Here is a 6,020-nt window from a genome sequence, read left to right as displayed (position 1 = left end):
ACCCTCCACTCCGACACCCACGCCCCCGGCCACCCTGCCCACAAGAGTTGTGACCGGCCTGACAGACTGACACCGGAAACGTGTGCGTGACATGTCGCCGGATCATGCACAATAAGGCGGGAGCGCCCTTAGCTCAGCTGGATAGAGCACCGGACTTCTAATCCGACGGTCGCAGGTTCGAATCCTGCAGGGCGCGCTTATCTGGCCAGCAACAATCATGGCCTGACCTGCGGTAACGTCGGCCGCTCATCATTCGGCGTGTGCCACGGTGTGCCGGTCACGGCCCTCGTGTGCCGTCGTTCGCGGAATATACGCGGAATGATCTTGCCGGTAGCGGCGGCTTCCCGCATGGGGCCGCTGCGGTGACGGCAGGGGCTGTTGGCGCCGTGGAAGCGCCCGCTCTTACTACGGCGCTGTCGAGGGCGCTCATTCTGGCCTCCGTGCCGCGCGGGATGCGCCGGGCTCCGGATCAGCAGGCGTTCCTCCGCTTTGCGTGAGGACCCCGACGTTCTGGGTCTTCGCTACGACGGTGTGCCTGCCGACAATTCCATCCGTGCAGGTCAAGCGGCATGTGAGTACTCGTGGAGGATGCCGCCGAGCCGGTCTCGTCGGCGTATGTTCAGGTCGATGATTTGCTCGGGATCCGTGATCGGATCGGGGACGGTGCGTAGCGGGGCCGCTTGGCCCAGGGATTGGTGGGCTCGGTGTTGGTTGTAGAAGCGTTCGTACTCGCGAAGAGCATGCCGCAGGTGGTGTTCGTTCCACAGAAGGCAGCGGTCGAGAAGTTCACGGCGGCCTGACTGCACCCACCGCTCCATGATCGAGTTCATCCGCGGCATGCGGATGCCGGTGATCACGGTCTTGATGCCGGCCTCGGAGAGAATCTCGTCCATGAGGGCGGGATACTTCCCATCCCGATCGCGGATCAGATAGCGCGCCCGGCAGCCCGCATCGTCCAGATCCGTCACCAGGTTCTTTATCGTCTGGGTGACCCAGTTGGCGCTCGGGTGCGCGGTTGTGCCGAGCACCCGGATGCGCCTGGTGGTGTGCTCGATGACGGCCAGGATGTACTGGCGCTGTCCGTTCAGGGTGATTGGTCTCGATGAAATCGCAGGCCAGTAGGGCGTCGGCTTGCGAGCGCAGGAAGTCGGCCCAGGTGGTGGACGCCCGCTCGGGTGCCGGATCAAGACCTTCCTGCTTGAGGATCTCCCACACAGTGGACGGTGCCACCTTGATGCCCAGCGTGGTGAGCTCTCCATGGACCCTCCGATAGCCCCAGCTGGGGTTCTCCCGAACCAGGCGCAGAATGAGAGTGCGGATGGAGTGGACCGTGGGTGGGCGCCCACGTCGCTTCGGCCGGCAGGTACGGGCATGACGACGTCTCATCAGATCGCGGTGCCAGTGTAGGACGGTGTCCGGCTGGACGAGAAGCCGCAGCCGGTGTAGAACCTCGCGGGGCAGCGAGGTCAGGAGCGCGGCGAGAAAGGCCCGGTCCTCAGGTGCGAATCTCGCTCTGGTGCCGGCGCCGATCTGGCGTTCAAGGACGGTGATCTGGTGACGCAGGACGAGAATCTCCACGTCCTTGTCCCGATCGCTCATACTCAGCAAAAGCAGCGCAGCGAATGTGTTGGTGATGGCGAGGTAGGCCAGGCGGAAAAGCACGGCCGATCATCATGCCGCACTTGGTTCCATCTTCTGGGCGGCCGGAGCTCGCGCCGCCACGCGAAGCCTTGGCAGCGTCGTGACCTGCGTGGATGGAATTATCGGCAGGCGCAAGGCTCGAGCCCGTTCGACATGCCGACCCTGCGCTTCGGTGTCTCCCACACCCGGCCCGTGCTGCCCGACCTGCTCGACTTCGTCGCCCGTATCGGCTTTCCCGCCGAACACGTCACCACCCTGGACGTCCCGTAGGAGGAACGACGCTGCCATCCGCCTACGCCACGAGAACCACCAAACTCCTCCTCCACCGCGACCCCCTGGCCAACGGCCCCCAGCAGGAGAAGCTGTGATCAGCTCCGTCACGCCCCCGGCCACCGGCGGTCTCCTCAGCGCGCTCACTTGGCCAGGTTCCCATGAACCCCCCGCCGCACTCAGCCGCCTCCCAGGCCCCAGCTGCGGCCAAACGATCAAGACGGGTACGGGCCCCACGCGACCCGGCCCGAACTGGACGGCTTGCGACCGAGTTTGCCGGAGCGCACCTGCACGGCGAGGCTGTCGAGGATGACCCGGCTGCTCATCAGGCAGGTCATCTCGGCCCAGTCGTAGGGCGGTGAGCACTCCACGATCTCGATACCGGCCAGACCTGGTTCGGAGACCAGCCGGACCAGGTTGAGTGCTTCCCGGGGCAGCAGGCCGCCGGGTTCCGGCCAGCCGGTGCCGGGCACGAACCCGGCGTCGATCACGTCGATGTCGAAGGAGAGGTAGACCGCCTTGGCGTCCTTCCAGGCCACCTCCAACGCCACCTCGGCGACTTTCTCCACGCCGACGCGTTCGACGTCGCCCACCGTGATAATCGTGGTGCCCCGCTCGCGGCCCACCTTGACGCCGGCGCGCGGTGACTGCCAGCCGCCGATCCCGATCTGGACGAGGTTGGTGGCCGGGGCGTTCCTGATGTTGGTGGCGTGAAACCAGGGCGTGGTGTGCATGCGCTCGTCGAGATCGCTCTCCTGGGTGTCCACGTGCCGGTCGAAGTGGATGATGCCGACGTTGCCGTCCACATGAGGAGTCAGCCCGCGGACCGTGGGGAAGCCGATCGAGTGGTCGCCGCCCAGGACGACCGGAAACACCCCCTGCGAGACCACGTGCGCCATCGCCTGGCTGATCTGGTCGAAGGACTTCTCCAGATTTCCCGGGATGGTGAACACATCGCCGATGTCGACCAGGTTGAGCTGCTCGCGCAGGTCCACGCCGAGCTCGTAACAGTAGGTGCCGAACAGACCCGTGCAGCGCCGGATGCCCTGCGGGCCGAACCGGGTGCCCGGCCGGTAGGTCGTGCCGGCGTCCAGCGGCACGCCGAACACGGCCACCTCGGCGTCGCCCACCTCGTGCACGTCCTCGACGTACGGGCATTTCAGGAAGGTGCCGGTCTCGCCGGCGAAGTGCGGGATCTCGCCCCTGGCGAAGGTCGGGATCGTCCGGTCCTTGATCGTGGGTGCGCCCTCCAGGCCATGGGCCAGGCGTCGCTCGATCTCCTCCTGGTGCCTGCGCACGGGCAACTCGCCCTCGGCCCGCTGGGCCCATGCGCCTTCTCGATCAACCTGCTCAGCCATGCCTTCTCCCGTACGGGTCAAGGGGGAGCGGGAACGCCATACCCAGGCGGCGGCACGTTACGCCGAGGATCAACGTCAAGCGCAGCCGGACGCGCCGGGTAGAACTCCGACAAGATCTTGAGGTCCTCGCTCTGGGCATCGACGAAAGCGATCTGCGAAACCGCCGGGCCAAGGTCCGAAGAAAAGACGGCACCGCTGACATCGTCGGCGGCGAGGGCGCTGCCGGCGGCCACGACGCGGGCAAGGGCTCCAGCAGCATCCGCAACATGCCAGCACCGTAACGCCAGGCCGCCGTGCGAAAGCACAGGTCAGAGATCCTCGATATAGGCGGCGGCGATGTCGTCGCGCGGGTTGGTGTACAGGCGCAGGTAGCGGTCGTTGGCGTGGCCGAGGCGGCGCTCCAGTTCGGCGCGGTTGTGGCCGGAGGCCTGCGACAGACCGAAGGCGAAGGTGTGGCGGCGTCGTGCGGGCGCAGGGTGCCCAGTTTGCGGTCAGGGTCGGAGGTCTGGGCGTCGTGCAGGCGGCCGATCTCGCCGACGATGGTGTTGGTGGAGCGGGCGGAGAGGCGGCCGTCGGGGCGGCGGGCGGCGATGGAGGCGGCCGACAGCAGCAGCGCGGCCGCTGCGGCGCTGGCTGCGGCGTCGCAGCGGCCGCTCCTGGTCGAGGTAGGCGCCCAGCGCTTGGCGGGCGTCGCGGCCGAGGAACACTGTCCGGCTGGTGCGGCCCTTGCCCCGCACGCCGACCAGACGGGACTTTCTTGGCCTATGCGAATGAGCGGGGGGAAGCCCGCACCCCTGACTTCTACGCCGGAGACGGAACGCTGATCCACGCCGAAGCCAAAATCGGCAACTCGTTGCTCATGGTCGCTGACCGTAAGGCCGGCTGGCCGTTCACTCCGGCCCTGACCCAGGTGTACGTCGCCGGCCCCGAGGAGACGATGCGCAGAGCGGTCGAACGCGGTGCGACCGTCGTCACTCCGGTGTCTCCTTTCTACGGCGGGTACGGCATCTCCCGGTTCCTCGACCCTTGGCACAACCTGTGGTGGCTGTTCTTTCCGGCGGCGGAAACCAATCCGGCGGCCGGGGAAGAGCCGGGCTGGGAGGAATCCGCTGAACCCGGCACTGACCCCTTTTCATCCCTTGATGGCGGCCTGCTGGTCACAGCATGATCGCGGGCTCGGCGTTCGCCTGACGACATAGCGAAACCCCTGGTAGACGGGTTGATCACCACAATCCATCCGTCACAACCAGGGGCCTCGGATGCTGTTCTATCGTGCTGCCGTCGATTTGTCGCGTTCAACGCTGAACCACGTGGCAGGGCTGATCCGCAGGCACCGCAAGGCGATCGCATCGCCCTGGCGGCGGCTCAATGCAGGACAGCAGGCGTTGCTGGTGCTGGTCTACCTGCGCAAGGGCGAGACGTTCGACGAGTTGGGAACCGGTTTCGGGGTATCGACGGCGACCGCGTGGCGGTATGTGGAAGAGAGCGTGATGCTGTTGTCGGCGCGCTCGCCCAAGCTCGGTCAGGCGCTACGCAAGGCCAGAAGGACGGGGTGCACTACCTGGTGCTGGACGGCACGCTGATCCACACCGACCGTGTGAAAGCCGATCGGCCCTATTTTTCTGGCAAGCACCGCGTGCACGGGATGAATGTCCAGGTCCTTGCCACACCGGACGGGACGATCCTGTGGACGTCGGGCGCGCTTCCGGGCAAGACCCATGACCTGAGCGCCGCCCGGATCTGGGGCATCCTGCGCGCCCTCGAACAGGCCGGGATCATCACCCTGGCTGACAAGGCATATCAGGGAGCCGAGGGGCCGGTCGTCACCCCGTACAAGGGCAAGAACAAGCCCGAGTCCCAAAAGCGGGCCAATCGCTCCCACGCCCGCCTTCGCGGACCCGGCGAACGAGCGAACGCCCAGCTCAAGAGCTGGCGCATCCTGCGAAAACTACGCTGCAGCCCCAGCAAGGCCGGTCACCTCTGCAAGGCATCGCCGTCCTCCAAAGCACCGCGTCGCGCAGGCCGTCTGAGAATGCAGGGTCGGGAGCTGGCGCGGTGGCGTCTCCTGGCGGTAGGGCTCGGGGCCTGTGTTCCGCCGGTTTCCCGGTCGGTTGTGCTTTCCCCGATGACCATGACCAGTCTCGTGGCTCCGTTTCCAGCTCCCGCCCGTCGAACCGTGCATGCGGTTCTCCCGCACACGGCTCACCGACGTCGTTCACCGCCGGCATTCGGCCTGTCCCGCCAGGGCTTACCCGCCCTGGGTGCGACGACGATTCCATACAAGCTGATCAGGCCCAGATCGACCGGCTGGGCGCGGGTCAGCACCCACCAGCCGAACGCCATGCTGCGGCGGTGGCGTCTTCGGATGAAGTGCGCCAGCCGCCACTGCTCGTATTGTCTGATCTTGCTGAGGCGCTGGGCCGAGTGTCCGTAACGGAAATACCCGGCCCAACCGCGAAGGAAGGCGTTCAGGTCCTGCACGATCGCCTCCGGCCACAACAGCATCCGCCGCCGGGCGGTGACTCTCCCGAATCCGGTCGCGGGCGCGCTGCATGGCCTTGTCCGCGGGCCAGCGGGCAAGGAACACAAAAGGGGGCCTGCCCCCGAAGTGTGGACACCTTGAGTACCGGATGATGGAGATCCGGAGACAAGGAGTTCCACGTGGCGATGAAGTCGTATCCGCCGGAGTTCAAGGCGGACGCCGTCGCTTTGTATCTGTCCGATCCGGGACGGACGTTGCCCTCGGTGGCC

Annotated in this window: 5 protein-coding genes, 1 tRNA gene and 2 pseudogenes; 5 read left to right on the top strand and 3 right to left on the bottom strand. The window is 66.5% G+C overall.

The window, feature by feature from the left end; translation table 11 throughout:
* Positions 1 to 122 precede the first annotated feature (122 nt).
* Positions 123 to 196, top strand: a tRNA-Arg gene (locus tag E1286_RS45465).
* 364 nt (positions 197 to 560) lie between these two features.
* Here the strand turns inward: E1286_RS45465 and E1286_RS49700 are convergent.
* Positions 561 to 1,187: a transposase gene (locus E1286_RS49700; RefSeq protein WP_223190935.1), complete on the bottom strand. Its 627-nt coding sequence runs from the start codon at positions 1,185 to 1,187 to the stop codon at positions 561 to 563.
* Positions 1,188 to 1,554: 367 nt separating this feature from the next.
* Here E1286_RS49700 and E1286_RS48660 point away from each other — a divergent pair, with 367 nt between their 5' ends.
* On the top strand, positions 1,555 to 1,911 hold the full coding sequence (locus tag E1286_RS48660; protein ID WP_165970233.1) for a hypothetical protein: 357 nt from the start codon (positions 1,555 to 1,557) through the stop codon (positions 1,909 to 1,911).
* Positions 1,912 to 2,126: 215 nt separating this feature from the next.
* On the opposite strand, the gene E1286_RS45455 is transcribed toward E1286_RS48660, so the two are convergent.
* Positions 2,127 to 3,269, bottom strand: coding sequence for an agmatinase family protein (locus tag E1286_RS45455; protein ID WP_132623364.1), 1,143 nt, complete (start codon positions 3,267 to 3,269; stop codon positions 2,127 to 2,129).
* Between the two features lie 757 nt (positions 3,270 to 4,026).
* Between E1286_RS45455 and E1286_RS45445 the strand changes: the two genes are divergently transcribed.
* Complete coding sequence (locus E1286_RS45445) at positions 4,027 to 4,437, top strand: VOC family protein (protein ID WP_187368326.1); 411 nt, start codon at positions 4,027 to 4,029, stop codon at positions 4,435 to 4,437.
* 91 nt (positions 4,438 to 4,528) lie between these two features.
* Positions 4,529 to 5,259 (top strand): annotated as a pseudogene (locus E1286_RS45440) (transposase family protein); the annotation flags it as partial.
* Between the two features lie 212 nt (positions 5,260 to 5,471).
* Here the strand turns inward: E1286_RS45440 and E1286_RS45435 are convergent.
* Positions 5,472 to 5,774, bottom strand: a complete 303-nt coding sequence (locus E1286_RS45435; protein ID WP_165970234.1) for a group II intron maturase-specific domain-containing protein — start codon at positions 5,772 to 5,774, stop codon at positions 5,472 to 5,474.
* A 156-nt stretch (positions 5,775 to 5,930) separates the two neighbouring features.
* On the opposite strand from E1286_RS45435, the pseudogene E1286_RS52285 reads away from it, so the two are divergent.
* Positions 5,931 to 6,020, top strand: a pseudogene (locus tag E1286_RS52285) (NUDIX hydrolase); the annotation flags it as partial.

This window comes from Nonomuraea terrae (assembly GCF_004348995.1).
Taxonomy (GTDB): Bacteria; Actinomycetota; Actinomycetes; order Streptosporangiales; family Streptosporangiaceae; genus Nonomuraea; species Nonomuraea terrae.
The sequence above is the reverse complement of the archived record's forward strand: the minus strand, read 5'-3'. Positions and strand labels throughout refer to the sequence as shown.